Below are 23,101 nucleotides of genomic sequence, written 5' to 3'. Positions count from 1 at the left end.
ATGCTGTAATCCTGCCCATGACGACCCTTGGCGAGACCCTGCCGACGGATGTGGAAGCGCTCCAGGCGATGATCCTGGCCGAGCGCGCCGCCCACGCCGCCGAGGCCGAGCGCCTTCGCCAGATCATCAAGGAGATGCAGCGTCACCGGTTTGGCCGGCGCGCCGAGACCCTGCCAATCGACCAGTTGGAGTTGGGGCTGGAAGACGTCCAGCAGACGGAGGCGGCGCAGTCCGCCGAAGCTGAACGCGCTGATCCAGAGCGCCGCGCCGCCACAGCCGCCAGGCGTCGCGCTAATCGGGGGCGACTGCCCGAGCACCTGCCCAGGGTCGAGACCCTCGTCGATATCGAGGACAAGACCTGCCCCTGCTGCGCGGGCGCGCTGCATATGATCGGCGAGGACCGGACCGAACGGCTTGATATCGTCCCGGCACAGTTCCGCGTGCTGGTGGTGCGTCGCCCCAAGTACGGCTGCCGGGCCTGCGAGGACGTCGTGGTCCAGGCCCCGGCGCTGGCGCGGTTGATCGAAGGCGGGATCCCCACCGAGGCCCTGGTGGCCCAGGTGGTGACCTCCAAGTACGCCGATCATCTGCCGCTCTATCGCCAGGCCCAGATCTACGCCCGACAGGGGACCAAGCTCGATCGCTCGACCCTGGCCGATTGGACGGGACGGGCGGCGTTCCTGCTGTCGCCCGTCCATGCCCGGCTGCTGGAGACGTTGAAGCGATCTGGCAAGCTCTTCGCGGATGAGACGACCGCCCCGGTGCTGGATCCGGGACGGGGACGAACCAAGACCGGCCAGCTCTGGGCCTATGCCCGCGATGATCGGCCCTGGGGAGGGCTGGATCCGCCGGCGGTGGCCTTCGTCTATGCGCCCGATCGCAAGGCCGAGCGGCCCATGGCGCATCTGTCCGGCTTTGCCGGCGTGCTGCAGGTCGATGGCTATGGCGGCTACCGCGCCTTGGCCGAGGGCGGCGGCGTGCGTCTGGCCTTCTGCTGGTCGCATGTGCGTCGGCGCTTCTACGAGTTGGCTCAGGCCGGTCCCGCGCCGATCGCCAGCGAGGCGCTCGAACGGATCAAGGCGCTCTACGCCGTCGAGGCTGATATCCGCGGCCAAGACCCCCGGGCGCGTCTGGCCGCTCGACGCGCGGCGTCCCTACCGCTGACCGAGGCCATGGAGGTCTGGCTTCGCGCCAGCCTGGAGACCATCAGCCAGAAGACCAAGCTGGCCGAGGCGATCCGCTATGCGCTGTCGCGCTGGGCGGGCCTGACCCTGTTCCTCGAGGATGGCCGCGTCGAGCTCGACAACAACACCGTCGAGCGCGCGATCCGCCCCCTGGCGCTCAGCCGCAAGAACAGCCTCTTCGCTGGCTCGGACGGCGGCGCCGAACACTGGGCGGCTCTGGCTTCCTTAATCGAGACCGCCAAGCTCAATGGTCTGAATCCGCAAGCCTATCTGACCGACGCCATCACCCGCATCGTCCAGGGCCATCCGCAGAGCCGCATCGACGAGCTCATGCCCTGGAACACGGTAGCCGTTCAGCCCAACGGCTGAACTCGCAAGGGCGTGGTCCCGAAACAGCGCTTACATTTCACCAGCAATCCCGGCGGTGAAACCACCTTTGATGCCAAACGGCAGCTCCCACATGCCAGTGGGATCCGTCCTATTCAGCGGATCATTCCCCACATAGGCATACCAATTCATGCCATCGGCGTATCCGATGGGGACTATTGGGGCCGGCTGCCACACTGTGCCGGGATTGGGCGAAAATAGCTGGACGTGCGACTATGTAAGTAGCGGAAATTGTGATCGGATTTGCTACGATCAGATAGTGCGCCAATATTCTGATGCAGAGGGCAATAGGCATACTTCTCCCCCGCCCACGCCCCCGCCCCAACGCCAAACCGGCCCGCAAGTCTGCACGCCGGCAAAGAATGGTTGGCAGAAGGCTGCAGACTTCCTGGACCAATCCAGCAATGCGCTTTCCAGCCTCGCTTTTGTATCGTTGGGGGCAGCGGTCGTTACATCCGAAACTGGAGTCGGGCTTGTGGGCTTTGGTGCTGCCGCCGGGGCGCTGGGCCTCACGTCAAAGGGCGCCGCCGCGCTATCTGTAGCGATCAATGTCCGTCAGGGGCGGCTTGGGAATGCTGCCGTAACCACGACAGGGCAGCTTATTGGCTTCGGTGTCGAAAGAAGCGGCGCTAAAGCGATTGCGAAACTCGGATTGAGTCAGCAAAGAATGTTTAACATGGGCAAGGGCGCGCTCGGACAATACACGAACGCCGTCCTTGGCTGTCCTTAAGGGGCTAATCTTGCTTTCGAATATTGCTCTCGTGCCAATAATGATCTTTTTCGAAAGGTTAATTATTTTGACTTTCGTGCGATATTTTTCCATGCGTCCAGATGGACAAGGCAGGGTTGACGTAGATAAGGTATACAGGCGCTACGGATGGGTATCATTTCCCCGGACGATGCTTCTGTTAATTGCTCCGACCTCAGCAGCGGCAGGTATTCTTTTTGGCGCAGGGCAGAGTGTTGTGACGGCTCTGCTCGTATTGATGGTCCTTGCCTGGCTTGCTTGTGCTCTTTACGACGGATGGGTCGCGATTAAAGTGGGGCTGTCAGCTTAACTTCGCGTAGGCCCGCGCCCAAGGAATTACGGTGACAGTGCACTTAATTCCTGGCAGCTACCCGCACCCAGGTTTGCGATTAGCGCGCCGTGGATTCGATCATCAGGCTGACCTGACGCCTACCCAAAGGCCCCCGAAAGCCCCGAAACCCAAAGCGAGCGGAAGGGGCGAAAATAGCAGTGCACGTCACGCACACCTGCGGTTTTGCTGAGGCGCTGGGAGTCCGGTTCCTCAGCTTCGCGGCGCCCCGCCGGGGATGCCCAACCTAGCGGGAGTACGGAGCGCGGACCAATCGAGTCCGGCCGAAGAGAAGCGCGTGGCGCGGGCGGTAGTCGTGACGGAGAAAAGAGCGGGAAGCGGCGCCTAAAATGGCGTTCGAAGCCGATCTGCTGAGCAAGCGTCGCGCACAGCGCTCTGAGGTTAGGATTTTGCTGCCTTTTGCTCTCTTTGGTAGCCTTGGCGCCGAGAATTTGCTGCCCTTAACTGCTCATACACCATACGCACCCTGGCGGGTTCCTATAAGTTGTTGAAATTGCTTGGGTGCGTGGCGCGGCCGTATTTTGGATCTCTTACGGGCGCTCATACGAGGGCTGGCGAAAGTCCAGGATTTACGACGACCCGACCTCTTACAGGCCTCTTACGCGCCCCGTTCTGGCGCGCCGCGCGATTGCGGGGCGCAATCGCCAGCGCCACTATGCTGTCTGGCGCGGAGTAGGCGAGAGACGGCGCGATGGGGCGCAAGCGGTGCAAGAGCTTCTCCCGCGCGGCTGTCGAGGGCCACTTGAAGGCGCATCACGGGGGCTGTTCGCTCGAGTTGATGGCGCACTTCGTTGACCTCTTGGCTACGCGGGGATGGGCCGAGCCGGTGACGATCGGCCCAGGCCTTCGGACTGGTGTCTCATGCGCATGTGCGCCATGCGATGACCGACTATGACCGCCTGCTGCGCATCCCCGGCCTGACCCGCGAGGAGGCCTTGCTGATCGTCAGGCCCGAAGTGGTGGCGATCGTGGCGAGCTGGGCGACGCCGCGCGGCGGCGCGAAGGCGCTGGATCAGCGGGGCGTCTGTGTATTGGAAACCGGCGATGTTGTTCCCGATATACCGACCGGGCCGCCCGTTTGAGCCCGACCTGGCCGCCAGGGGCGCGCAAATCCGGCGTCCCGCCGAGGAGGAGTCGGTACATCGGGAACATGGTCGGTATATCGGGAACAATCGGGCCGGTTGGGACGGGTTTTTAATCCACCGATCGGCCTCTCCCGGCCGACGCCGGCGCGGCGGCCGGCGCCAGGCGTCCATCGCCTTCGCTGTGGAGGCGGTCGACGGCCGCCTGGCGCCTTGAGGCTTGCGGGCCTTGATCTGGTTTTAGAAAAGCAATGAGCTTCGCCATAGGAGCGGCTGAGAGCCGATCCTTAGGGTAGGCGCTGCGATGTGGCCGCTGGAGCGCGGCGGCGGCGTCAGGACGCCTTGGACCAGATCTTGGCCTGGTGCTGGAGGATCAGCCCCTGAATGATCCGGGTGGCCATCGCCTTGTCTTCTGGATCGAACGTAGCGAGGCCTTCGAAGGCCAACTTCAACTCGTCGTCGGGGCCGCGCTCGCCTTCCTCGAACACCAGGGCGTCGATGGAGACGTGCAGGGCGATGGCGAGCTTACGCAGGGCCTCCAGGGAGGGCTGAGTCAGCCCCGTCTCATAGCGCTTGATCTGCTACTGGTTGATGCCGGTGGCGCGTAAATTTTGAACAGGCTCATCCCATCCTGCGCCAAGTCCACGCAGGCAGTGTCACTGAAGCGCGAGAAAAATGAGGGGAAATCCGTGGGGGCGCTCGTTGGCGCATCGGATGTTTCCCAAAGAAAACAGTTATTTAGTTGTAGTCCTTGGTGGAGCCGAGGGGAATCGAACCCCTGACCTCCTCATTGCGAACGAGGCGCTCTACCATCTGAGCTACGGCCCCAAGGAGCGGCGGAGATACGGCCCTTGGAGCCGCGCGTCAAGCGGGGTTATCGCGATGCCTTGTCAGCAACCGCCAGGCGCGGCAAGAAGCGGGAGCGTCCGGACGGAAAACCCATGGCCCCCATCATCAATCTCGTCTTCTTCATCATCGATGCGCTGCTGGACCTGCTGTGGTGGGCGATCGTCATTTCGGCGATCCTCAGCTGGCTGTTCGCGTTCGACGTGATCAACCGTCGCAACCAGTTCGTCTATAACGCCGCGACCTTCCTGGACCGGGTTACGGACCCGATCCTGCGGCCTTTCCGGCGGATCATCCCGTCGATCGGCGGCGTCGACATCAGCCCGATCATCGTGCTGCTGCTGTTGCGCGGCGTGCAGATGTTCATTCTTCCAGCCCTGCAGGGGACCCTGCTGCGCCTCGTTGGCTGAGGTCCTGGCCGTCCGGCTGACGCCGCGCGGCGGTCGAGACGGCGTCGACGGCTGGGCGCTGGACGCCGACGGGCGGGCCTATCTGAAGGTGCGGGTCGCCAGTCCGCCGGTCGACGGGGCGGCCAACACCGCCCTGGTGGCCTTTCTGGCCAAGAGCCTGAAGATCCCGCGCTCGGCGATTCGTCTGGCGGCCGGCGAGACTGCGCGGCTGAAGCGTCTCGAACTGGACGGCGTCGGGCCCGACGACCTGACGCGCGCGTTCGGTCCCCGGCCCTGACGAAGGGCTGGCTCAGGTTTTCGCCAGAAGCGCCGCGAGTCGGGCGGTCAGAGCGGTCTCGTCCTTAAGATCGCACTCCCAGACCACCGCGACCCGCCAGCCGTCCGTCTCCAGCGCCGCGATCGCGCGCGCGTCGCGCGCGACGTTGCGGCCCACCTTGGCCAGCCAGTAGTCGCGATTATTCTTCGGCACGCGCGAACCCCGCGCGCAGTCGTGGCCGTGCCAGAAGCAGCCATGGACGAAGATCGCCAGCCGACGCCCCGGCAGGACGATGTCGGGATGGCCCGGCAGGTCCCGGCGGTGCAGGCGATAGCGCGCGCCCAGGCGAGTCAGGACGCGCCGCACGGTCTTTTCGGGCGTCGTGTCCTTGCTCTTGACCCGCGCCATGACCGCCGAGCGCTTGGCCTTGTCATAGACGTCGGTCAAGGCGCGCGGCTCGCTGGCTCTACAGCCCCTCGAACAGGGCGGTGGACAGATAGCGTTCGGCGAAGCTGGGGATGATGGCCACGATCAGCTTGCCGGCGTACTCGTCGCGAAGGGCGAGGTCGAAGGCGGCGGTCAGGGCCGCGCCGGAGCTGATGCCGACCGGCAGGCCCTCGGTCGCGGCCGCGCGGCGGGCCATGGCGAAGGCGTCGTCGTTGCTGACCTGGACGATGTCGTCGATCACGCCTCGGTCCAGGATGCCGGGCACGAAGCCGGCGCCGATGCCCTGGATCTTGTGCGGACCCGGCGCGCCGCCCGACAGCACCGGCGAGGCCTCGGGCTCGACCGCGACCATCTTCAGGCCGGGCTTGCGGGCCTTCAGCACCTGGCCGACGCCGGAGATCGTGCCGCCGGTGCCGACGCCCGAGACCACGGCGTCGACCGCGCCGGCGGTGTCGTTCCAGATTTCCTCGGCCGTCGACACGCGGTGGACCAGCGGATTGGCGCTGTTCTCGAATTGCTGGGGCATGACCGCGCCCGGCGTGGCCTCGACCAGTTCCTGGGCGCGGGCGACGGCGCCGCGCATCCCCTTCTCGGCCGGGGTCAGCTCCAGCTTTGCGCCCAGCAGCAGCAGCATCTTGCGGCGCTCGATCGACATGCTCTCGGGCATGACCAGGGTCAGCTTGTAGCCCTTGGCCGCGGCCACGAAGGCCAGGGCGATGCCGGTATTGCCCGAGGTCGGTTCGACGATGGTCGCGCCTGGCTTCAGCACGCCCTGGGCCTCCAGCGACTCGATCATCGCCGCGCCGATGCGGTCCTTGACCGAGGCGATCGGGTTGAAGAACTCAAGCTTGGCGACAACCTCGCCCTTCGGCTTCAGCTCGGCCGACAGGCGCGGCAGGCGCACCAGCGGCGTATCGCCGATCGTGTCGATGATGGAGTCGTAGATCTTGCCGCGACCGGCGCGCTTGAAGCGGGCGGCGTCATAGAGGGAGGAAGCGTCGTCCATCGGAACACCTCGGAGGTTGCGGGAAGCGGCGCACCCTAGACCCCTATCCCCCGGCTGTCAGGAGGTCATTCGGCGGCAAGGCTTGCAGTTTTGCTATAGACGAGCGGCTCCAGGAGGGTTTCCGCGAGCCAACGCACCGCCGGAACCGCGACGCCGTCGCCGACCACCTGCAGGCCCGAGGTCTGCGAGGCGGGGAGCTGGTAGCTGTCGGGCAGGCCCATCAGGCGAGCGCCTTCGCGCGCGGTGAGCAGGCGCGAACGCACCTGACCCGCGTCGATCACCAGCAGGGTCTGCCGGGACGAGCCGCCCCGCGGCGTGCGCAGGCAGCCGGCGAGGCCGTCGAACCGGACCTCGGCCCGTTGCTGGGTCCCCCGCATCCGGCGGAACACCGCGCCGACCGCGCGGCCGCCAGCGTTTTGCCTGGTCTCCACGGCCTCGCGGTGGGCCGGGGCCATCAGGGCCAGCAGAGCCTCGGTGCGCTCCGGCGGATTCCAGCTGACCACCGCGTCCGGTTCCAGCATGGCCGAGAGGTCGGTGTTGCGCGCGGGCGGCGCGGGCGCGCCCCACCAGATCCAGTGCGCTTGCAGGTCCCGCGGCAGTCGCGCGGCCGCTTCGCGAATGGCGCGGCTGTGGAAGGCGCTGGCGCCCTCCAGGCCGGCGGTCGGTAGGCGGGTGGCGACCACGAAGACGCGCGGTCGCGACTGCGGCGCGAAGGCCGCCGCGTCGATCTCCAGCGCGCCGAAGCGATAGCCTTCCTCGCCGAGCGCGCCACACAGGGCGGTGAAGTCCTCGCCATGGTGCGAGGTCAGGAGGCCCACGACGTTTTCGATGACGATCACGGGCGGCGCCCGGCCCTCGGCCGACAGCGCCTTCATCAGCGTCCAGAAGCCGAAGAAGGCCGAAGACTTGCCGCCCGCCAGACCCGCCCGGGCGCCGGCGAGGCTGAAATCCTGGCAAGGGCTGGACGCCCAGGCCAGGTCCGCGGTCGGCAAGTCCTGGGCGTCCAGCGCGAAGACATCGCCCTGACGGAAATGGCCCTCGGCGTCCGCGAAATTGGCGCGATAGGTCGCGGCCTTCACGGGATCGAAGTCGTTGGCGAAGGCGCAGGTCCAGCCGTCGCCGAGGCCGATGCGGGCCATGCCGCCGCCGGCGAAGAATTCGAGGAAGCTTGGACGCGCGCGAGTCATCGCCGGGGAGACTAGCCTGTTCGCGCGCGCGCGCCAGGGAGACTAGTCGCCCTTGGGCCCCAGATAGTCCGGGCCGTAAACCGCCGCCCTCAGATCATGATGCAGCGTGCCGTCAAACGGGAAGGTCTGGACGAAGAAGACGGCGGTCAGCCGGTTGGCCGGGTCGACCCAGAACAGGGTGCTGTCGCGACCGTCCCAGAAGAATTCGCCAACCGCGCCGCGATTTTCCGCCGCCGTCTGGGGCTGCTTCACGCGCACGGCGAAGTCGAAGCCGAACCCGACCGAGCCCTTGCTCGGCAGCCACCAGCGGTCGGTGACGCGCGGGTCCAGATGGTCGGTCGCCATCAGGCGCACGGTCGAGGGATTGAGGATCTTCGCCCCGTCCAGCGACCCGCCGCCCAGCAACATCCGCGTGAAGCGCGCATAGTCGTCGATCGAGGCCACCAGGCCCGCTCCGCCCATGGTCATGCGCCGCGCGGGATCGAAGTTCATCCGCCGCGTCTCGACGGGATCTTCCTTGCCGAGCTTGCCGTCGACGCCCTTGTTGTAGACGGCGGCCAGGCGCGGGAAGGCCGACTCGGGCTGCGTCCAGCCGGTGTCCTTCATGCCCAGCGGATCGAGGATATGGGCCTTCACATAGGCTTCGAACGGCTGGCCCGAGAGCTTCTCGACCAGCAGGGCCTGGACGTCGACGGCGGCGCTGTAGCTCCAGCGCTCGCCCGGATCGTACATCAGCGGAACCTTGGCCAGCCGTCGGCCAAATTCAGTCAGGTCGTTCCGAAGCCCCAGCGGATCGGCCGTCTTGAAGGCCGCGTCGGCGGCGGTGTCGCGCATCCCGTAGGAGAAGCCGGCCGTGTGGCGCAGGATGTCGCGGATCACGATCGGGCGCGCGGGCGGGCGCAGGCCGCCCTTGCCGTCGATCACCTGGACGTCGGCGAACTCCGGCAGGTAGCGCGACAGCGGATCGTCGAGGCCGAACTTGCCCTGCTCCCACAGCTGCATCAGGGCGACGCCCGTGACCGGCTTGGTCATCGAAAAGATCTGCACCAGGGTGTCGCGGCGCATCGGCTTGCCGGCCTCGCGGTCGGCCATGCCGGCGGTCTCGAAATAGCGCTCGCGACCGTCCTGCCACACCAGGGCCGAGACGCCGACGGCGCGGCCGCTGTCGACCATGGCCTTGAGCGCGGCGTCGATCCGCGCCTTGTCGATCGAAACCGAGGCGGACTGGGACGCCGGGGCGGGATCCGGCCTCGCCAGGGCCGGGGCGGCGGGCGCGGTCAGCAGCGCCGCGACGACGGCGGCGTGGATCATCTTCCTGGACACGTGACCTCCCGGCGAACCTTTGTCGGCGCGACTGTCGCCGACGCCGAAGCCGTTTTCCAGCCTGTCGTGGTCGTCGGTCAGGCCTGCGAGGCGATCATTTCCAGGTAGGCGCCATAGGGCGACTTCCGCAGCTCGTGGGCCAGGCCCAGCAAGTGCTCGGTCGAGATCCAGCCGTTCTGGTGGGCCACTTCCTCGACGCAGCCGATCTTCAGGCCCTGACGGTGCTCCAGCGTGCGCACGAACTCCGAGGCTTCCAGCAGGCTGTCGTGGGTGCCGGTGTCCAGCCAGGCGAAGCCCCGGCCCATGCGCTCGACCGACAGATCGCCAGCCTCCAGATAGAGGCGGTTGATGTCGGTGATCTCAAGTTCGCCGCGCGCGCTGGGCTTGAGGTCGCGGGCGAAGTCGACCACGCGGCTGTCGTACATGTAGAGGCCGGTGACCGCCCAGTTGGAGCGCGGCTTTTGGGGCTTTTCCTCGATCGAGACCGCCTTGCCGGCCGCGTCGAACTCGACGACGCCGTAGCGCTGCGGATCGTTGACGAAATAGGCGAAGACGCTGGCGCCGTTCTTGGAGCGCTCCTTGGCGCCCTGCAGGATGCGGCCCAGGCCCGCGCCATAGAACAGGTTGTCGCCGAGGACCAGCACGGAGGGTTCCTTGCCGACGAAGTCCGCGCCGATCCGATAGGCTTCGGCCAGACCGTTCGGCTCGGCCTGCTCGGCGTAGGCGATGGCGATGCCCCATTTGGAGCCGTCGCCCAGGAGGCCTTGGAACAGCGGCAGGTCGCGCGGGGTCGAGATGATCAACACCTCGCGCACGCCGGCCATCATCAGGACCGACAGCGGATAGTAAATCATGGGCTTGTCGAAGACCGGCAGCAGTTGCTTGCTGAGCGCCATGGTCACGGGATGCAGTCGCGTACCCGACCCGCCGGCGAGGATAATGCCCTTCATTAGGTCTCTTCTTCAGTCCTGACTTGGCGAACCTAGAGCGTGAGGCTGAAAGTGGGAACCGGTTTCAGCTTATCTCACGCTCTAAACATTTGATTTAGAGCCTTTTTGACGCCTGAAATCGATGCCGATTTCAGGCTGAAGGCTCTAGAGCGGAATTTCCGCCGATGTGAGCCCTTTCCGGGCCTTCAACGCGATGATTTCGAAGAAATTTTGGCGGCGGGGGCTCAGACGTGACCCTTGGCCGCCAGATAGCGCGCCAGGGCGTCCGTCCAGGACGGCATGGGTCGCCCGATCGCGGCTTCCAGCTTGGCGTTCGACAGGGCGCTGTAGGGCGGGCGACGGGCGGGCGTCGGAAACCGCGCGGTCGGGATCGGAAGGACCTCGGCGGGGACGCCGGCGCGAGTGATGATCTCGCCCGCGAAGTCGCGCCAGCTGGCGACGCCGGAATTGACCACGTGATAGACGCCGGCCGGCGCGCGGGCCGCGATCAGATCGAGGATCGCCTCGCCCGCGTCCCAGCTGGCGGTGGGCGACATGACCTGATCGTCGACCACCGTCAGGCGACCGCGCTCCTTGCCCAGGCGGATCATCGTCTCGACGAAATTGCCGCCCTTGCCGCTGGCGCCGGCCACGCCGAACAGCGAGGCGACGCGGGCGACGACGACATCGGCGTGCTCGAGCCGGGCCAAGTCCTCGCCCAGGGCCTTCGTCGCGCCATAGACATTGACCGGGGCGCGGCCGACGGTCTCGGACAGCGGCTCGCGCTCGGCCTGACCGCCATAAACGTAGTCGGTGGAGACCTGCACAAGCCGCGCGCCCCGCGCCGCGCAGGCCTTGGCCAGGCGGCCGGAGAAATGGGCGTTGATCGCCACGGCCGGGGCCGGGTCCTTCTCGCAGTCGTCGACGCGAGTGACCGCCACGCAGTTGATGGCGACGTCGAAGTCGAGACCCTCGAAGCTCGCCGTCTCGTCGGCGGCGTCGATCCGGTCGCGATTCATGGGCGTCAGGTCCAGGCCGCGCCGGCCGGCCAGCGCCACGAGGTCGCTGCCCAGCTGGCCGTTGGCGCCGAAGAGGGCGATCCGCATCAGGCGCTCTTCAGGCCCAGGCGCTGGCCCGCGTAGCGCGCCCGCAGCGGCGCCCACCAGGCCTCGTTGTCGAGGTACCACTGGACCGTCTTGCGCAGGCCGGTGTCGAACGTCTCCTGGGCTTTCCAGCCCAGTTCCGTCTCCAGCTTGGTGGCGTCGATGGCGTAGCGGGCGTCATGACCGGGACGGTCGGCGACGAAGGTGATCAGGTCGCGGCGTCTCAGGCCGGGCGCGGGACGCAGCTCGTCGAGGATGTCGCAGATGGTCTCGACGACCTGCAGGTTGGTCCGCTCGTTTCGGCCGCCGACATTGTAGCTCTCTCCGGGGACGCCCCGGGTGGCGATCAGGTGCAGGGCGCGGGCGTGGTCCTCGACGTGCAGCCAGTCGCGGACATTGTCACCCTGGCCGTAGACGGGCAGCGGCTTGCCCTCCAGGGCGTTCAGCGTGACCAGCGGGATCAGCTTCTCTGGGAAGTGATAGGGGCCATAGTTGTTCGAGCAGTTCGAAACCACCACGGGCAGGCCATAGGTGTGACTCCAAGCGCGGGCCAGGTGGTCCGACGAGGCCTTGGACGCCGAATAGGGCGAGCGCGGGTCGTAGGGCGTGGTCTCGGAGAACAGGCCGTCCGGACCCAGGCTGCCGAACACTTCGTCGGTCGAGATGTGGTGGAAGCGGAAGCGGTCCTTGGCCTCCCCCGACAGGCCCCGCCAGTGCTCTAGCGCGGCCTGCAGCATCACATATGTGCCGACGATATTGGTCTGAATGAAGTCGCCGGGACCGGTGATCGACCGGTCGACGTGGCTCTCGGCGGCCAGGTGCATGATGGTGTCGGGACGAAAGTCCCTGATCGTCGCCGCGACGGCGTCCGCGTCGGCGACGTCGCCGCGCACGAAACAGTAGTCGCTCCGGCCCTCCAGCATGGCCAGGCTGGCCGGGGCGGCGGCGTAGGTCAGCTTGTCGTAGTTGAGGATGGCGACGTTGTTCTGGCCAGCCAGATGGCGGCACACGGCCGAGCCGATGAAGCCGGACCCGCCGGTCACCATCACGCGAAGAGCCTGCTGCGACATGACCTGGAACGTTCTCGCCTCTCGAAGAGCAGCCCCGTATCCAGTTTTTAGTGTACGCGCAACCTTCGGTCCTTCAGCGGGCGCCTAGTCGGTGAACACCACCGTCTTGCGGCCGTTCAGCAGGACCCGGTCTTCCAGCCGGTAGCGCAGGGCGCGGGCCAGGACGCGACGCTCGATGTCACGACCCTTGCGGATCAGGTCCTCGGGCGTGTCGCGGTGGCTGATGCGCTCGACGTCCTGCTCGATGATCGGACCCTCGTCGAGATCGCCGGTCACGTAGTGGGCCGACGCGCCGATCAGCTTCACGCCGCGCTGGTGAGCCTGGTGATAGGGCTTGGCGCCCTTGAAGCCGGGCAGGAATGAATGGTGGATGTTGATGCACCGACCCTGCAGCTTGGCCGATAAGCCGTCCGACAGCACCTGCATGTAGCGCGCCAGCACGACGATGTCGGTCTTGGTGTCCTGGATCAGCTTCCAGAGATCGCTTTCCTGCTCGAGCTTGGTTTCCTTGGTCACCGGGAGGTGGTGGAAGGCGAGGCCCGTCAGATCGACGTTGGCGTAGGTCTCGGCCGGATGGTTGGAGACCACGCCGGTGATGTCCATCGGCAGCTCGCCGATGCGCCAGCGATAGACGAGGTCGGCCAGGCAGTGGTCGAACTTGCTGGCCAGCAGCAGCACGCGGTAGCGCTCGGCGCGATTGCGCAGCGTCCACTTCATCTTCAGCGGTTCGGCCAGGGCGCCGAAGTCCTCGCGCAGGGCCGCGCGGTCCGCGCCGTCGGCGTCGAACACGACGCGCATGAAGAACTGGCCGGTCTCCTGGTCGTCGAACTGCTGGGCGTCGAGGATGTTGCAGCCGCGCTCGAACAGGAAGGCGGAGACCTTGGCGACGATGCCGCGCTGGTCGGGGCAGGAGAGGGTCAGGATCATGGTCCGCTCCCTCTAGAGAACCGCGCCGCCGAAGAAAAGTGACTCATCGAGCCGCTCGGGCATGAAATCGCCCGCTGCGCGGCGAGAGACCCAGCCTCGGGGCATGACCGTGCCCTATCGGCGATCAATGGCGACGAACCGGCGCGGGCGGGGTGGTCGGCGCGGGGAGAACGGGTCTAGGCTCGCGCCATGGCTGCCTCCTCCGAAGTCCTGTCCGACCGCGCGATCGATCTCCTGGCCAAGCTGGTGGCGTTCGACACCACCTCGCGAGGCTCGAACCTGGCGCTGATCCAGTGGGTCGAGGGTTATCTGGCGGATCTCGGCGTGCCCGCGCGCCGGGTGCCGAACGCCGACGGAACCAAGTCGAACCTGATGGCCACCATCGGCCCGGCGGTCGAGGGCGGGATCGTCTTGTCCGGCCATACCGACGTCGTACCGGTGGACGGCCAGCCTTGGTCCAGCGATCCGTGGACCCTGACCGAGCGCGACGGCCGGCTTTACGGACGGGGGACCTGCGACATGAAGGGGTTCCTCGCCCTGGCCTTGGCCGCCGCGCCGGAGCTGGCCAAGGCGACCCTGTCCCGGCCGGTGCACCTGGCCTTCTCCTACGACGAGGAGATCGGCTGCCTGGGCGCGCCGGACATGATCGCGGTGATCGCCGCCGAGGTCCCGAAGCCCGCCTTGGTCGTGGTCGGCGAGCCCACCGACATGGTCGCCGTGCGCGGCCACAAGGGCATCGCCACCTTCACGGTCACGGTCACGGGCCGCGAAGCCCATTCCAGCCTTACTCACCTGGGCGTCTCGGCCAACATGGTCGCCATCAAGCTGATGGCGATGCTGGTCGAGCTCTCCGAAAGGCTTGAGCGCGAGGCCGATCCCGCCTCGCCGTTCACGCCCAAGGGCGCGAGCCTGACCATCGGCATGATCCATGGCGGCACGGCCGGTAATATCCTGGCCCGCGAGTGCGCCTTCCTGTTCGATCTGCGCACGCCGGCCGGGCAGGATCCGATGGCGCTGCTGACCGACGTCTTCGCCGCCGCCGCGCGGATGGACGCCGAGATCAAGGCCAAGGCGCCGGAGGGCGGGGTCAAGATCGAGCGCCGATCGCTGACGCCGGCTCTGGCGCCCGAGGAGAACGGCGTCGCCGAGGCCTTCGCGCGCCGGCTGGCCGGCGACAACGGACCGCCGCGCGTCGTGCCCTACGCCGCCGAGGCCGGCCAGTTCCAGGGCGCGGGCTTCTCGACCGTGATCTGCGGCCCCGGCTCGATCGACCAGGCTCACCAGCCCGACGAATATGTCGAGATCAGCCAGATGCAGCGCGGCGCGACCTTCATGCGCCGGCTGATCGAGGAGCTTTCCATCTAGGTCCGTCTTCCCGGCGAACGCCGGGGCCCAGATCCATCCGGGACGTCTGGGGTGTTCTCGCCAACAGCTTCAGCCAAGTCCGGACATTCCGTGGTTTCGATCTCGATCCCGGCATTCGCCGGGGAAAGCGGAGTTGGGGTCAGACCCCGCGCCACTTCCGGATGACGAACCGCCGCCCGATAAAGGCGGCCGGGTCGATCGACATCACCCGCAGGATCGCGCCGGGCGAAGCCTTTCGCTGGGCCTGGATCGCCTCGCGGTCGGCCAGAACCTGGTCGAGATCCTCGCGCTTCAACGCCGCCTTGATCCCCCGGATCGCCGGGGCGACATCGCCGCGTCGCCAGTGCAGCAACAGCAAGCCCGCCGTCACCGCCACGTGCAGCGGCAAGGTCACCGGAAAAAGCCAGCCGGGCGTGTTCTTGACGAAGGTCCAGACGCGGTTGCGCGAGCCATGGAAGATCGAGAAATCCGACCGCACGCCGGTGCTGGCCGAGCCGACATGGGCGACCTTCGCCTTGGGCAAAAGCAAGGTCGGCTGACCGTAAAGGCGCAGGCGATAGCCCAGGTCGACGTCCTCGCAGTAACAGAAATACCGCTCGTCGAAGCCGCCGACCGCCAGGAAGAGGTCTCGCTCGATCAGCATGGCCGCGCCGCAGGCCGAGAACACCTCGCCCTCGGGTAGGGCCTTGGGCGTCCGGCGGCCATACCCGCCCCGGAACGGTATGCCCGCGCTGGTGACATTGTCGCCGGCCCCGTCCAGCAGGCCCGGCCGATCGGCCGACAGCTGCAACGAGGCGAAGCTCTTGACCTCGGGATGGCGGGCGACGCCGGCCATCAATTCTTCCAGCCAGTCCGGCTCGGCATAGGCGTCGGGATTGAGCAGGACCAGCCACCGCCCCTTGGCTCGCCGCGCGGCGAAATTGTTGCCGGCCGCGAAGCCGAGGTTCGCGCCCGCCTCGACGAAATCCACCCAGGGATGGGCCTTGACCGCCGCCTGGGGCGCGCCGTCGGTCGAGGCGTTGTCGATCAGGATCGTCTCGAAGTCGCGGAAGGTCTGGGCCGCCAGCCGTTCCAGGCACGGCGCCAGGGTCGGGCCGCTCTGGTAGGAGACGATGATCACGCTCACCGCCACGTTTGCGTTTTCGGAGCCGCTCTTGTGTTCGGTCGCGTCAGGCGGCATCGGTGGCCGGTCGTTTCTCAAATCGAAGTCCGCGTCATGAAGATCACGCCGCTGGCGATCCCCGAAGTGCTGCTTATCACGCCCGCGCGCCATGGCGATGAGCGCGGCTGGTTTTCCGAGACCTTTCGCCAATCGGCGCTGGAGGAAGCGGGGTTCAAGGCCGCCTTCGTACAGGACAACCATGTGCGGACCACCACACGCGGCGTCCAGCGCGGTCTGCACTACCAGAAGCCGCCGCACGCCCAGGACAAGCTGCTGCGCTGCGTGGTCGGGGCGATCTTCGACGTGGCGGTCGATATCCGGAAAGGCTCGCCGACCTACGGCCAATGGGTTGGCGCCGAGCTCTCGGCCGAAAACCGTCGGCAGCTGCTGGTCCCCAAGGGTTTCGCCCACGGCTATGTGACCCTGAGCGACGCCTGCGAGGTGCTCTACAAGGTCACCGACTACTACGCGCCCCAGGCCGAGGGCGGGGTGCGGTGGAGCGATCCGGCGATTGCAATCGACTGGTCGCTTCCGACGACGGAGATCACCGCCAACGCTCGCGACAACGCCGCGCCGCTGTTGGCCGAAATCGACTCGCCTTTCGTCCACGAAGCCTCTTAAGAGCCCGACCTTCCCGGCGAAGGCCGGGACCCAGAGTCATCCGGCCCCTTTCGGATTCTCGCGCCATCGGTCTCGACCAAATCCGCCAAGTCTGGTGGGTTCGATCTGGACCCCGGCCTTCGCCGGGGAAATCGGAGTGCGTGATGAGTTTCACCGACTTCTTCTGGACCTCGCACGAAGGCCTGCCGCTGCACGCCCGCGACTACGCCGCCGCTGGCGAGGCGCGTAAGCTTCCAGTGATCTGCATCCACGGCCTGACCCGCAACGCGCGCGACTTCGAGGATCTTGCGCCGAGGATCGCCGCCACGGGGCGCCGGGTGCTGGCGGTCGATGTGCGCGGCCGGGGGCTGTCGGCGCGCGACCCGAATCCGATGAATTATCACCCGGGGACCTACGCGGCCGACATCGTCGCGCTGCTTGAGGCCGCCGGGGTCGACAGGGCGGTGTTCGTCGGCACCAGCATGGGCGGGCTGATCACCATGGTGCTGACCTCGCTGAAGCCGGAGGCCGTCGCCGCCGCCGTGCTGAACGACGTCGGGCCTGAGCTGTCGCCGGTCGGCCTGGCCCGCATCGCCGGTTATACCGGCCTGGCCAGCCGGTTCGAGACCTGGGGCGAGGCTGTCGCCTACGCCAAGGCGATCAACGAAGCGGCCTTCCCGACCTATGGCCCTGAGCAATGGGGCGTCTTCGCCCGTCGCTTGTTCGATGAACAGGACGGCGGGTTCGTCCTAGCCTACGACCCTGACATATCGGCTCCGATCAAGGCGGCAGCCGCCGCCGCCGCCAAGACCCAAGCGGAGGGCGGGCAGGCCCTGGCCCCGCCGGACATGTATCCTCTGTTCCGCGCGCTGGCGAAGGACAGGCCGCTGCTGCTGGTGCGTGGCGGGATCTCGGATCTGATCGACCCGACCATCGCCGAAAGGATGCGGGCCGCCGCGCCCGACATGGCCTATGCCGAGGTTCCGGGCGTCGGCCACGCCCCGATGCTGACCGAGCCGGAAGCCTGGGCGGCGATCGCAGCGCTGCTCGAAACGGCGCCCTAAAGGGGTGTGCCCGGAGGGCTTGGCCGTGCTAGACGCCCGATCACGGCCCGTTCCTCGCCGCGACTGAGTGCTGATCCGATGACCCTCGACCTCGCCGCCATCCAAGCCGCCGCCGGCCGCCTGAAGGGTCAGATCGAGCGCACGCCCTGCCGCCACTCCAAGACGCTGTCGAAGATCACCGGCGCCGAGGTGTGGGTGAAGTTCGAGAACCTGCAGTTCACCGCCGCCTACAAGGAGCGCGGCGCGCTGAACAAACTCATGCTGTTGTCGGACGCCGAGAAGGCCAAGGGCGTCATCGCCGCCAGCGCCGGCAACCACGCTCAGGGGCTGGCCTATCATGGCGCGCGCCTGGGCGTGCCCGTCACCATCGTCATGCCCAAGACCACGCCGTTCGTGAAGGTGCAGCACACTCGCGACTTCGGCGCGACCGTGGTCATCGAGGGCGAGACCTATGACGACGCCAACGCCCACGCCCGCAAGCTGCGCGATGAGCAGGGCCTGACCTTCGTCCACCCGTTCGACGACTACGACATTATGGCCGGCCAGGGCACGATCGCCCTGGAGATGCTGGAAGACGCGCCGGACCTCGAAGTCCTGCCGGTGCCGATCGGCGGCGGCGGCCTGATCAGCGGCGTGGCCACCGCGGCCAAGGCGCTGAAGCCCGAGATCCACATCGTCGGCTGCGAGCCGGCCATGTATCCGTCCTTCACCGCCCGAATGCGCGGCGTCGCGGCCCATTGCGGCGGCCAGACCATCGCCGAAGGGGTCGCGGTCAAGCAGGTCGGCGACCTGACCTATGGCGTGGTGCGGCCGCTGATCGACGACGTGCTGCTGCTGGAAGAGCCGCACCTGGAGCAGGCCGTCTCGCTGTACTGCAACGTCGAGAAGACCATCGCCGAAGGGGCCGGCGCGGCTTCGCTGGCGGCTCTGCTGGCCTACCCGGAACGCTTCCGGGGCAAGAAATGCGGCCTGATCCTGTGCGGCGGCAATATCGACACGCGGCTGCTGGCCTCGGTCCTGACCCGCGAACTGGTCCGCGCCCAGCGCCTGGTGTCCCTGCGGATCATCGGCGACGACCGTCCGGGCCTGCTGTCGACCGTGGCCTCCGTCATCGGAACCATGGGCGCCAATATCATCGAGGTGAACCACAACCGCCTGGCCCTCGACGTTCCGGCCAAGGGCGCGGAGTTCGACATCACGATCGAGACCCGCGACGCGCAACACACCCAGGAGGTGATGGAGGCGCTGCGCGAGAAGGGCTATCCGCCTCGGGTGGTCTGAGGCGGACTGGAGACCCTATTCCTTCGCCTTGCCTGGCCCGATGCGGTTCACGCCCAGCAGCTCGATCTTGAAGATCATCACGCTGTTGGCCGGGATCGGGCCCTTGTCCTCGGCGCCGTAGCCCAGGGCCGGCGGGACGTAGAGAATCCATTCGTCGCCGGCCTTCATCCGCTGCAGGGCGATGACCCAGGCCGGCACCAGCCCGTCCAGCGGGAACACGGCGGGCACGCCGCGCTCATAGCTCGAATCGAACACTGTGCCGTCCAGCAACTTGCCCTCGTAATGAACCTTGACCTCGTCGGCGGGGGTCGGGTGCTGGCCGCCCGGAGGGCCTTCGCGCACGACCTTGTACTGCAGGCCCTGGGGCAGGGTGACGACGCCGGGCTCCTTGGCGTTCTTCGCCATGAAGGCGTCGGCGGCGGCCTGGTTTTCCTGGGCCTTCTTGCCGGGACCGCAGGCGGCCAGGGTCAGGCCGATGGCGGCGAGGGTCAGGAACAGGGCGCGACGGTGCATTGAAGACCTCAACGAAAGCAGGCCGTCCAGCTAGCACGGACCGCGCGGGAGTCCACCTCCCGAAACCCGCCCCGACGGACCGCGCGTGCTTTTCATGGAACGGTGGTGGCTTTCGCCCGCGCCAGCCCCTAGAAACGGCGTCCAGACCTCAAAGACGAGCCGCTCATGAAACCCGTTCGTAAAGCCGTCCTTCCCGTCGCCGGCCTGGGCACGCGTGTATTGCCCGGCACCAAGACGACGCCGAAAGAACTGCTGAACGTCGTCGACCGGCCGATTCTCTCTTACGTGATCGAGGAAGGCCGCGCGGCCGGCATCGAGCACTTCGTCTTCGTCACCGGGCGCGGCAAGGGCGCGATCGAAGACTACTTCGATCATCACATCGAGCTGGAAGCCCAGCTGGAGGCCAAGGGCAAGACCGCGATCCTCGAGCAGCTGCGGGCCGAGCTGCCCAAGGCCGGCGAGATGAGCTTCGTGCGCCAGATGGCGCCGCTGGGCCTGGGTCACGCCGTCTGGTGCGCCCGCGATATCGTCGGCGACGAGCCGTTCGCCGTGATGCTGCCCGACATGGTCATGCACGCCCAAAAGCCCGCCCTGGCCCAGGCGATCGAGGCCTATGACCAGGTCGGCGGCAATATCGTCGTGGTCGAGCCCTGCCCGGAAGGCCAGGCCCACCAGTACGGCATCGTCGCTCTGGACGGCCAGGACGGTCGCCTGAACCGCATGACCGGCATGGTCGAGAAGCCGCCGAAGGGGACGGAGCCCTCGAACCTCTTCATCAGCGGCCGCTACATCCTGCAGCCCGAGATCTTCGACCTGCTGGCCAGCCAGGAGAAGGGCGCGGGCAACGAGATCCAGCTGACTGATTCGATGCTGAAGCTGCTGAAGAATCAGGACTTCCATGCCCTGGAGTACGAGGGCGTCACCTATGACTGCGGCGACAAGATCGGCCTTCTGCGCGCGAACGTCGCCATGGCGTTGCAGCACCCTGAGCTGGGCGCGGCGGCGCGGGCGGCGGTCGAGGACCTGCTGAAGGCTTAAATTCGCCTTTTAGTCGTCTTGACGCCCCTGGACAGCCCAAGGCGGCGCCCCCAATCTGCGGGCCGGAGTGGGGTATTATGATGCAGTATCTGAGAACCGCCTCGTTCGGCGCTTTGTTCGGCGTGACGTTTACCGTTGCGGCCACTTTTCAGGTGGCGATGACCTTGTTTGGCTTGATCGGGGCGGTCCTTGCGCCGGGCATCTTCAAGATGAACGGCGCGCCTGCTAGCAGTCCCGTCCAAGCGATCGGCGTCCTCGTCTTTCTTCTCGGCGTTTGTCTGGTCGTGAATGCTGGCATCTCGGCGGCGGGCGCTGGCCTTTGGCTTGGCGTCCGGCGGTTCTTTCCCTCCAAGAAAGCCTAGTTCCACTCCGCCAGAACCTCGGGGTGGTCCTCGGCGCCCTTCAGCGATAGCGCCCGGTCGCCAATCAGCCGTCGCGCGGCCCACACCGCCGCGCCGCGCACAACCGGCGCCGGGTCGTGGAGGAGCGGCTCGACCACGGCCATCAGCGCCGCCTCGCCGCTGTTGCCGATCGCGTAGAGCACGTTGCGCACGAAGCGATCGCGTCCGATGCGCTTGACGGGGTTCTTCGCGAACAGCGCCCGGAAGGCGGCGTCGTCCAGCCCGGCCAATTCGGCCAGCGCGGGCTGCCTTAGCGCCGAACGCGCCCGCAGCTTGGCCTCGCTCGACAGCGAGGCGAACTTGTTCCACGGGCACACCGCCAGGCAGTCGTCGCAACCATAGATCCGGTTGCCGAGGGCGGACCGGAACTCGGTCGGGATCGGGCCGGCAAGCTCGATGGTCAGGTACGAAATGCACCGTCGCGCATCCAGCTGGCGGGGGGCGGGGAAGGCCTGGGTCGGGCAGATGTCGAGGCAGGCGTTGCATCGGCCGCAGTGGTCGACCTCGGCTGGGTCGGGGAGCAAGTCCAGGGTGGTCAGGACGCTGCCCAGGAACAGCCACGAGCCGAACGGGCGCGAGACGAGGTTGGTGTGCTTGCCCTGCCAGCCAAGCCCCGCCCGCTGGGCCAGCGGCTTTTCCATCAGCGGCGCGGTGTCGACGAACACCTTCACCTCCTGGCCGAAGCGGCGGTGCATCCAGCCGGCCAGAACCTTCAGGCGCTTCTTGATCACGTCGTGGTAGTCGTCGCCTTGCGCGTAGACCGAGATGGCAGCGCGGTCAGCGCGGACAAGCTGCTCCAGCGGGTCGATGTCGGGCCCATAATTGACGCCCAGCACCACGGCTGACTTCGCCTGCGTCCACATGGCGGTCGGATGAGCGCGCCGCTCGAGCGTCTCCTCCATCCAGCCCATGGCGCCGTGACGGTCGGCCTCGACGAATTCGCGCAGCCATTCGCCGTTCGGCCAGGCCGCCGCCGCGTCGGCGAAGCCGCAGGCCGAAAACCCTAACGCCAGGGCTTCGGCGCGGATCTCGTCCTTGATCGCGGCTTGGGAACGCTCAGAAGTCGAGGTCGTCATAATGCGCGGCCGGCGCGAGGCCGGGCCAGCGGTCGGCCAGGATGGGACGGAAGGCCGGTCTCGACTTCAGCTTCATGTACCAGGTCTTGGCCGTCTGGAAGTCCTTCCACGGCACGTCGCCGAAATAGTCGATGACCGACAGGTGCGCGGCGGCGGCGAAGTCGGCCAGGCTCATCCGCCGGCCCGCCAGCCAGTCGCGGGTCTGGAGCAGGCTCTCGATATAGGAAAGGTGCATCCGCAGGGCTTCGCGGCCTTGGCGCAGCGCCGCCAGGTCTGGCGCGCCCAGCCGCAGCAGCCGCTTCTCCATCTTCTCGTGCAGGAGGAAGCCGTTGACTTCGTTGTCGAACTTGCGGTCGAACCATTGCAGCAGCCGGCGAGCCTCGGCGCGCTCGGCCGGATCGCGGCCCAGCAGCGGCGGCTCCGGCTCGGTCTCCTCGATGTGCTCGAGGATGGCGCGGGTCTCGCAGGCGGTCACGGTACGCTGGTTGCGGGTCTCGACCAGCACCGGCGGCAGGCCGGACGGGTTCAGGGCCGCGAACTCGGGCGGCGCCTCCCAGTAACGGACGGGCGCTTCCGCGAACGCCAGCCGCTTCTCGCCCAGCGCCAAGCGGACCTGCCGCGAGGCGGGATCCAGCGGGAAGTGGTGAAGGGTGCGTTCGACGCTCATGCCCAGGTGCGCTCAGGCTGCATCGAAAGAGCGATGCGCCGCTTTGCTTAACAAGAGATTTCCGGAAGGGGTTTAGCCTGGAAAACCAGGCTTTTGCGCGGCGTTTTCACGCGTTGTCCCGCCGCGTTCGCTCGTCTCAGCTGTTCATTCGCGCGATCAGGTTGGTGGTGCTTTGACCGGGCTTCAGTTCGGCCAGAAGCACCTTGCCGCCGTAGGCCAGCACTACGTCCGATCCCACCACCGTCTCGACCGTATAGTCGGCGCCCTTGACCAGCACGTCGGGACGGAAGGCTTCGATGAGCGCCAGGGGCGTGTCCTCGTCGAACAGCACCACCAGATCCACCGACGATAGCGACGCCAGCACCGTGGCCCGCCCGTGCTCCTTCTGCACCGGCCGGGTCGGGCCCTTCAGCTTGGAGACCGAGGCGTCGGTGTTGAGGCCGACAATCAGCCGATCGCAGGCGGCCTTGGCCTGGCTGAGCAGCGAGACGTGACCGGGGTGCAGCAGGTCGAAGCAACCGTTGGTGAAGCCAACCTTCAGTCCGCGCGCCCGCCAGCCCTCGACGATGCTCCGGGCGTGGTCGCGGTCGGCGATCTTGACCTCGGCCGGCCCCTCGGACACGCCGGCCCGGGCGGTCAGCTCGGCGGCGGTGACGACGTCGGTGCCCAGCTTTGCCACC

25 protein-coding genes and 1 tRNA gene are annotated in these 23,101 nt (G+C 67.2%); 10 read left to right on the top strand and 16 right to left on the bottom strand.

Annotated elements, in window-relative coordinates; genetic code table 11:
• Positions 1-17: 17 nt before the first annotated feature.
• On the top strand, positions 18-1,553 hold the full coding sequence (locus tag FCU40_RS14385) for an IS66 family transposase (RefSeq protein WP_168075792.1): 1,536 nt from the start codon (positions 18-20) through the stop codon (positions 1,551-1,553).
• A 550-nt stretch (positions 1,554-2,103) separates the two neighbouring features.
• On the opposite strand, the gene FCU40_RS14380 is transcribed toward FCU40_RS14385, so the two are convergent.
• Positions 2,104-2,394 (bottom strand): hypothetical protein, encoded by a 291-nt coding sequence (locus tag FCU40_RS14380; protein ID WP_168075790.1) that lies wholly within the window; start codon positions 2,392-2,394, stop codon positions 2,104-2,106.
• 1,128 nt (positions 2,395-3,522) lie between these two features.
• Between FCU40_RS14380 and FCU40_RS14375 the strand changes: the two genes are divergently transcribed.
• Positions 3,523-3,750, top strand: a complete 228-nt coding sequence (locus tag FCU40_RS14375) for a DUF2293 domain-containing protein (RefSeq protein WP_342672556.1) — start codon at positions 3,523-3,525, stop codon at positions 3,748-3,750.
• Positions 3,751-4,082: 332 nt separating this feature from the next.
• Here the strand turns inward: FCU40_RS14375 and FCU40_RS23360 are convergent, their stop codons facing one another.
• Together FCU40_RS23360 and FCU40_RS14365 are read right to left on the bottom strand one after the other, a co-directional pair.
• Positions 4,083-4,238, bottom strand: a complete 156-nt coding sequence (locus FCU40_RS23360) for a hypothetical protein (protein WP_241693621.1) — start codon at positions 4,236-4,238, stop codon at positions 4,083-4,085.
• 264 nt (positions 4,239-4,502) lie between these two features.
• Positions 4,503-4,578 (bottom strand) — tRNA-Ala (locus tag FCU40_RS14365).
• A gap of 113 nt (positions 4,579-4,691) precedes the next feature.
• On the opposite strand from FCU40_RS14365, the gene FCU40_RS14360 reads away from it, so the two are divergent.
• On the top strand, positions 4,692-5,006 hold the full coding sequence (locus FCU40_RS14360; RefSeq protein WP_085953258.1) for a YggT family protein: 315 nt from the start codon (positions 4,692-4,694) through the stop codon (positions 5,004-5,006).
• Positions 4,999-5,283 carry a DUF167 domain-containing protein gene (locus tag FCU40_RS14355; RefSeq protein ID WP_168075786.1) on the top strand — a complete coding sequence of 95 codons (285 nt, stop codon included), beginning with the start codon at positions 4,999-5,001 and terminating at the stop codon, positions 5,281-5,283. Before FCU40_RS14360 ends, FCU40_RS14355 begins: the two co-directional genes overlap by 8 nt.
• A 12-nt stretch (positions 5,284-5,295) precedes the next feature.
• Here FCU40_RS14355 and vsr read toward each other — a convergent pair whose 3' ends face one another.
• From vsr to purU, 8 genes are all read right to left on the bottom strand, one after another.
• Positions 5,296-5,709: a DNA mismatch endonuclease Vsr gene (gene vsr / locus FCU40_RS14350; protein WP_168075784.1), complete on the bottom strand. Its 414-nt coding sequence runs from the start codon at positions 5,707-5,709 to the stop codon at positions 5,296-5,298.
• Positions 5,710-5,728: 19 nt separating this feature from the next.
• A complete protein-coding gene (gene cysK / locus FCU40_RS14345; protein WP_004617255.1) occupies positions 5,729-6,715 on the bottom strand; it encodes a cysteine synthase A in 987 nt (328 codons plus the stop codon).
• A 65-nt stretch (positions 6,716-6,780) separates the two neighbouring features.
• The gene (locus FCU40_RS14340) at positions 6,781-7,902 is read right to left on the bottom strand and encodes a DNA cytosine methyltransferase (protein ID WP_168075782.1); all 1,122 of its coding nucleotides are present in this window, start codon (positions 7,900-7,902) and stop codon (positions 6,781-6,783) included.
• Between the two features lie 42 nt (positions 7,903-7,944).
• Positions 7,945-9,225: a serine hydrolase domain-containing protein gene (locus FCU40_RS14335; RefSeq protein ID WP_168075780.1), complete on the bottom strand. Its 1,281-nt coding sequence runs from the start codon at positions 9,223-9,225 to the stop codon at positions 7,945-7,947.
• A gap of 77 nt (positions 9,226-9,302) precedes the next feature.
• Entirely contained in the window at positions 9,303-10,175 is an 873-nt protein-coding gene (rfbA, locus tag FCU40_RS14330) for a glucose-1-phosphate thymidylyltransferase RfbA (RefSeq protein ID WP_168075778.1), read from the bottom strand.
• 224 nt (positions 10,176-10,399) lie between these two features.
• Positions 10,400-11,260, bottom strand: a complete 861-nt coding sequence (rfbD, locus tag FCU40_RS14325) for a dTDP-4-dehydrorhamnose reductase (RefSeq protein WP_168075776.1) — start codon at positions 11,258-11,260, stop codon at positions 10,400-10,402.
• Positions 11,260-12,327, bottom strand: a complete 1,068-nt coding sequence (gene rfbB, locus FCU40_RS14320) for a dTDP-glucose 4,6-dehydratase (RefSeq protein ID WP_168075774.1) — start codon at positions 12,325-12,327, stop codon at positions 11,260-11,262. Before rfbB ends, rfbD begins: the two co-directional genes overlap by 1 nt.
• 84 nt (positions 12,328-12,411) lie before the next feature.
• Positions 12,412-13,254 carry a formyltetrahydrofolate deformylase gene (gene purU, locus FCU40_RS14315; protein WP_168075772.1) on the bottom strand — a complete coding sequence of 281 codons (843 nt, stop codon included), beginning with the start codon at positions 13,252-13,254 and terminating at the stop codon, positions 12,412-12,414.
• Positions 13,255-13,443: 189 nt separating this feature from the next.
• Between purU and argE the strand changes: the two genes are divergently transcribed.
• Positions 13,444-14,619, top strand: coding sequence for an acetylornithine deacetylase (argE, locus tag FCU40_RS14310; protein ID WP_168075770.1), 1,176 nt, complete (start codon positions 13,444-13,446; stop codon positions 14,617-14,619).
• Positions 14,620-14,758: 139 nt separating this feature from the next.
• Here argE and FCU40_RS14305 read toward each other — a convergent pair whose 3' ends face one another.
• Positions 14,759-15,799 (bottom strand): glycosyltransferase family 2 protein, encoded by a 1,041-nt coding sequence (locus tag FCU40_RS14305; protein WP_168075768.1) that lies wholly within the window; start codon positions 15,797-15,799, stop codon positions 14,759-14,761.
• 36 nt (positions 15,800-15,835) lie between these two features.
• Here FCU40_RS14305 and rfbC point away from each other — a divergent pair, with 36 nt between their 5' ends.
• The 3 genes from rfbC (at position 15,836) to FCU40_RS14290 (ending at position 18,726) form a co-directional block, all read left to right on the top strand.
• Entirely contained in the window at positions 15,836-16,402 is a 567-nt protein-coding gene (gene rfbC / locus FCU40_RS14300) for a dTDP-4-dehydrorhamnose 3,5-epimerase (RefSeq protein WP_168075766.1), read from the top strand.
• A 140-nt stretch (positions 16,403-16,542) separates the two neighbouring features.
• The gene (locus FCU40_RS14295) at positions 16,543-17,445 is read left to right on the top strand and encodes an alpha/beta hydrolase (RefSeq protein ID WP_194246540.1); all 903 of its coding nucleotides are present in this window, start codon (positions 16,543-16,545) and stop codon (positions 17,443-17,445) included.
• Between the two features lie 78 nt (positions 17,446-17,523).
• Complete coding sequence (locus tag FCU40_RS14290) at positions 17,524-18,726, top strand: threonine ammonia-lyase (RefSeq protein ID WP_004617220.1); 1,203 nt, start codon at positions 17,524-17,526, stop codon at positions 18,724-18,726.
• 15 nt (positions 18,727-18,741) lie between these two features.
• Here the strand turns inward: FCU40_RS14290 and FCU40_RS14285 are convergent, their stop codons facing one another.
• Entirely contained in the window at positions 18,742-19,239 is a 498-nt protein-coding gene (locus FCU40_RS14285) for an FKBP-type peptidyl-prolyl cis-trans isomerase (protein ID WP_168075762.1), read from the bottom strand.
• 165 nt (positions 19,240-19,404) lie between these two features.
• Here FCU40_RS14285 and FCU40_RS14280 point away from each other — a divergent pair, with 165 nt between their 5' ends.
• Positions 19,405-20,277: a UTP--glucose-1-phosphate uridylyltransferase gene (locus FCU40_RS14280; protein ID WP_168075760.1), complete on the top strand. Its 873-nt coding sequence runs from the start codon at positions 19,405-19,407 to the stop codon at positions 20,275-20,277.
• 77 nt (positions 20,278-20,354) lie between these two features.
• Entirely contained in the window at positions 20,355-20,639 is a 285-nt protein-coding gene (locus FCU40_RS14275; protein ID WP_168075758.1) for a hypothetical protein, read from the top strand.
• On the opposite strand, the gene queG is transcribed toward FCU40_RS14275, so the two are convergent.
• From queG to rfaE2, 3 genes are all read right to left on the bottom strand, one after another.
• A complete protein-coding gene (gene queG / locus FCU40_RS14270; protein WP_168075756.1) occupies positions 20,636-21,754 on the bottom strand; it encodes a tRNA epoxyqueuosine(34) reductase QueG in 1,119 nt (372 codons plus the stop codon). The two genes, FCU40_RS14275 and queG, sit on opposite strands and share 4 nt — an antisense overlap.
• Positions 21,735-22,421 (bottom strand): glutathione S-transferase family protein, encoded by a 687-nt coding sequence (locus tag FCU40_RS14265; protein ID WP_004617203.1) that lies wholly within the window; start codon positions 22,419-22,421, stop codon positions 21,735-21,737. Before FCU40_RS14265 ends, queG begins: the two co-directional genes overlap by 20 nt.
• Positions 22,422-22,557: 136 nt before the next feature.
• Positions 22,558-23,101 (bottom strand): D-glycero-beta-D-manno-heptose 1-phosphate adenylyltransferase (gene rfaE2, locus FCU40_RS14260; RefSeq protein WP_168075754.1); only part of this gene is annotated, 544 nt, incomplete at its 5' end.

Origin of the sequence: Caulobacter sp. SSI4214 (assembly GCF_012184455.1) — a bacterium.
Lineage (GTDB): Bacteria > Pseudomonadota > Alphaproteobacteria > Caulobacterales > Caulobacteraceae > Caulobacter > Caulobacter vibrioides_E.
The sequence above is the reverse complement of the archived record's forward strand: the minus strand, read 5'-3'. Positions and strand labels throughout refer to the sequence as shown.

Bases quoted from the DNA above. Each gene is read 5' to 3' on its own strand.
- FCU40_RS14385 (WP_168075792.1), top strand. From the start codon at position 18: ATGACGACCCTTGGCGAGACCCTGCCGACGGATGTGGAAGCGCTCCAG.
- FCU40_RS14380 (WP_168075790.1), bottom strand. From the start codon at position 2,394: ATGGAAAAATATCGCACGAAAGTCAAAATAATTAACCTTTCGAAAAAG.
- FCU40_RS14360 (WP_085953258.1), top strand. From the start codon at position 4,692: ATGGCCCCCATCATCAATCTCGTCTTCTTCATCATCGATGCGCTGCTG.
- cysK (WP_004617255.1), bottom strand. From the start codon at position 6,715: ATGGACGACGCTTCCTCCCTCTATGACGCCGCCCGCTTCAAGCGCGCC.
- FCU40_RS14340 (WP_168075782.1), bottom strand. From the start codon at position 7,902: ATGACTCGCGCGCGTCCAAGCTTCCTCGAATTCTTCGCCGGCGGCGGC.
- rfbA (WP_168075778.1), bottom strand. From the start codon at position 10,175: ATGAAGGGCATTATCCTCGCCGGCGGGTCGGGTACGCGACTGCATCCC.
- rfbD (WP_168075776.1), bottom strand. From the start codon at position 11,260: ATGCGGATCGCCCTCTTCGGCGCCAACGGCCAGCTGGGCAGCGACCTC.
- rfbB (WP_168075774.1), bottom strand. From the start codon at position 12,327: ATGTCGCAGCAGGCTCTTCGCGTGATGGTGACCGGCGGGTCCGGCTTC.
- purU (WP_168075772.1), bottom strand. From the start codon at position 13,254: ATGATCCTGACCCTCTCCTGCCCCGACCAGCGCGGCATCGTCGCCAAG.
- argE (WP_168075770.1), top strand. From the start codon at position 13,444: ATGGCTGCCTCCTCCGAAGTCCTGTCCGACCGCGCGATCGATCTCCTG.
- FCU40_RS14305 (WP_168075768.1), bottom strand. From the start codon at position 15,799: ATGCCGCCTGACGCGACCGAACACAAGAGCGGCTCCGAAAACGCAAAC.
- rfbC (WP_168075766.1), top strand. From the start codon at position 15,836: ATGAAGATCACGCCGCTGGCGATCCCCGAAGTGCTGCTTATCACGCCC.
- FCU40_RS14290 (WP_004617220.1), top strand. From the start codon at position 17,524: ATGACCCTCGACCTCGCCGCCATCCAAGCCGCCGCCGGCCGCCTGAAG.
- FCU40_RS14285 (WP_168075762.1), bottom strand. From the start codon at position 19,239: ATGCACCGTCGCGCCCTGTTCCTGACCCTCGCCGCCATCGGCCTGACC.
- FCU40_RS14280 (WP_168075760.1), top strand. From the start codon at position 19,405: ATGAAACCCGTTCGTAAAGCCGTCCTTCCCGTCGCCGGCCTGGGCACG.
- FCU40_RS14275 (WP_168075758.1), top strand. From the start codon at position 20,355: ATGATGCAGTATCTGAGAACCGCCTCGTTCGGCGCTTTGTTCGGCGTG.
- queG (WP_168075756.1), bottom strand. From the start codon at position 21,754: ATGACGACCTCGACTTCTGAGCGTTCCCAAGCCGCGATCAAGGACGAG.
- FCU40_RS14265 (WP_004617203.1), bottom strand. From the start codon at position 22,421: ATGAGCGTCGAACGCACCCTTCACCACTTCCCGCTGGATCCCGCCTCG.